Raw genomic sequence first — 1,965 nt, 5'->3', positions numbered from 1 at the left:
ATAATTCCATCAACTTATTCATAAGTAGTGTCCTCCAAATTGTCTGATTACTATTTACGAGGATACTACTATACTTTATAATAAACTAAAAATCACCTTTTTGGTTGCGGCCAAAGGCCGCGCTAGGTTTATCTGCGTCCTATTTCATAATTTAAATCATAAATAATTAGCCAGAAATCGTTATATTAACGCAAGAGAAATATCACTATGTATTAATTTAAGATGCGCCCCCCCCCTTTTGTTCTGCACTAATTCTCCTAAAGGGCGACACGGCCTTTGAAAAATGGAAAATAATTAAAGACTTGTGAAGATTTGTTGAGTCCCATTGAGGCCCTATTTGAGATTTTCTTTAAAAATATCTTCTATTTCATCTTCGGGTATAACAAGATTATCCCTCAATCTCATGTCGTTGATTATTTCATAGAACTCATGTAAGGTCAAAAATTGCCTTTTTACCGATGCTTTCAATATAGCCTGGAGTGATATTATACCCACACCATTTTCTTTTGCGACCTTTTGAGCAACTCTGTCATTGGTAGCAAACAGTAGCTTTCTGCTTATTGATATTGAGATTGCCTCCGCTTCTCCTTTGCCAAGTCTCACTTTAAATTTATTGTACAGGCCGAATTCCTCCAGTGTGGGTATAATAACAGAACTACTATTTAAAATATCCTTTGGGAAGTCATAGCCATATTCTAGTGGGGCAGTAATCTCCTCTCTTATCATTGGTGTAATATGAATTGTGCTAAAGAGTTTCTTTATTAATTCCAATCTATTTATCTTTGCAAAAATGCTCAATATGTCGGTATCAAAAATTATCATTTTGATACCTTTAATATGAGATTTGTCTGTTCATCTAATTCCTCTTTAGCAATCGGAGGAACTTTTACAGATAATCCTCTGTCTTTTAATGATTCTTTAAATTCTTCTATACATGCACCAGCAATCTCCGCTGCCTTAGATAAAGAGACTTCCTCATTTACATATAGTGAAATAGCCACTTCCAGTCTCAACTGTGGTCTATTTCTCAGAAGCGCCCTGCAGGCGTCATCAATCAATTCCTCTTTACTTTTGTAAAATCCTTTTTCTAATAACACATTTATTTCTTTTTCTAAAAGATTCATGTCATTCTCCTCACAAAAATCAAAACTGAATTGTTCTGTTATGACCATTAATTGCTTTTTAACAGTTCATGGTGAACGTTCGCCTGAACTCTCACCGAAGGTTCAGGATGATCGGTAAATAGACAATTCTTCATTTAACCTATTTGGAATACGGGGACAACCCCCGTATCATTTCACATTCCTGGACCTGCCGCCTTTTTTTGGCAACTACTTTGTGTTGGGTGCATTCCCGGTTTTTTGTGACTTCTGCCATGTTTTAATAAAACGCACAGTAGTATTAACCCCTGGCAGCGTTGTTTTGCCCCAATCACACAAACGGTTACAAAAAACCGGGAATGCACCTGTGTTGAAGTGTTGTGCATATCGAAAAGTGGCGCCATGAAGACATTTCCCTAAAAATTGCTCCTCCCCCGGAACCAAGAGCAGATGGAAATAGTTTCCCATAAGGCAATAGGCCCATATCTTTGTACCCGTTCTATCCGCATAATCCTTTACGCTCTGAAGAAAATAGCGTCGGTCTTCATCATCAAGGAAGATGTACGTCTTATTCGTTCCACGCTGTGCTATGTGATGCGGGTAATTTGGAGCGACAACCCTGGCTATTCCCGGCATGGGGCGGATTCGACACTCCCAACTTCGGCTTATCAACTAAAACATGGGGGTTGTCCCCATATTTTCGAAGAATTCAGTCGTTATTTTATCTGCGCTTATCTGTACTACTATCCATCAATTTCTTGTTTTTTATGCGTGTTTTTCATGCCGCCATTTCCGTAAGTGCTTTAATATCAAGGGCTGAAGCGGTCATCAGTGAACAAGAGAACTTCTGGCCTTTCTCCGTCAA

At 38.4% G+C, this 1,965-nt stretch carries 3 protein-coding genes; all 3 read right to left on the bottom strand.

All coding sequences use genetic code 11. The annotated features are described in order from the left end of the window. Nucleotides 1–333: 333 nt before the first annotated feature. The 3 genes from QZT26_RS17380 to QZT26_RS17370 all read right to left on the bottom strand — a co-directional run bounded on the left by QZT26_RS17380 (nt 334) and on the right by QZT26_RS17370 (nt 1,736). Complete coding sequence (locus QZT26_RS17380; RefSeq protein ID WP_295103981.1) at nt 334–822, bottom strand: hypothetical protein; 489 nt, start codon at nt 820–822, stop codon at nt 334–336. Then, nucleotides 819–1,124: a UPF0175 family protein gene (locus QZT26_RS17375; protein ID WP_295103978.1), complete on the bottom strand. Its 306-nt coding sequence runs from the start codon at nt 1,122–1,124 to the stop codon at nt 819–821. Before QZT26_RS17375 ends, QZT26_RS17380 begins: the two co-directional genes overlap by 4 nt. A 207-nt stretch (nt 1,125–1,331) precedes the next feature. After that, on the bottom strand, nt 1,332–1,736 hold the full coding sequence (locus tag QZT26_RS17370; RefSeq protein ID WP_295103976.1) for a transposase: 405 nt from the start codon (nt 1,734–1,736) through the stop codon (nt 1,332–1,334). Nucleotides 1,737–1,965 lie beyond the last annotated feature (229 nt).

The organism is uncultured Candidatus Kuenenia sp. (genome assembly GCF_900696675.1).
In the GTDB taxonomy this organism is placed as follows: Bacteria; Planctomycetota; Brocadiia; order Brocadiales; family Brocadiaceae; genus Kuenenia; species Kuenenia stuttgartiensis_A.
The sequence above is the reverse complement of the archived record's forward strand: the minus strand, read 5'-3'. Positions and strand labels throughout refer to the sequence as shown.